The sequence below is a fragment of the Arthrobacter sp. P1_D4 genome, assembly GCF_056406115.1.
The window spans coordinates 1-629 of record NZ_JBFUAU010000054.1; the positions used below are offsets into that span (position 1 = coordinate 1).

Genomic DNA, 629 nt, shown 5'->3' on the forward strand with positions numbered 1-629 from the left:
CCGGCGTGATTCCAAGGGCGCCCACGCTGACTTATTCGACCTCGGCGGTTGCCGGGTCATCTGGCGTCGTTCGGGCTGCCCAAGGGCGAAGGGCCGGGCGCCAAGCTAGGTGCGGCGTAACGCGGGAAGCGTCCGCCATAGCTGTATCGGCGTCTGGTCCGGCCCTTCGTCGGTTCCAGCGTCTCACCGCCGGCCTGGGTTGTGAAGGGATCCTGCGGGCACCTCCGTGGGTTCCGTGAGGGGGATTTCCGGCTGGCMTCATGGTGTGCCGCGGCTTGTCACTTCCAGCGGCCGGGGTCGTAGSTGGYCTGGTCCCGGACCATGGCGTAGGCGATCCGTGATGCGCGGTGCGCCATCGCGCAGGCGATGACGCCGCCGTGYTTGCCTCTGGTCCTGAGCGCCGCGGCGTAGGTCCGGCTGGGCGCGTCGTTGAACCAGAGCCCCATGCCSAGATCGATCAGGGCCCGGCGTAGGGCCACGTTGCCTTCCCTGCTGATGGATCCGTCGCGTCGTTTGCCTGCCGATTCGTACTGGGTGGGGGACAGACCCGATGCCCGGTAGATCTGTGACGGCCCGGGCCAGCGGTGCGGGTCGCCCAGGGCGCCGCCGTAGTTGCCGGCGCGGACCAC

The 629-nt window shown here is 69.4% G+C and carries 1 protein-coding gene; it reads right to left on the bottom strand.

The window, feature by feature from the left end; translation table 11 throughout:
• Positions 1 to 278 precede the first annotated feature (278 nt).
• On the bottom strand, positions 279 to 629 hold a 351-nt coding region (locus tag AC1D0A_RS21975), incomplete at its 5' end, for a transposase (RefSeq protein ID WP_476946843.1).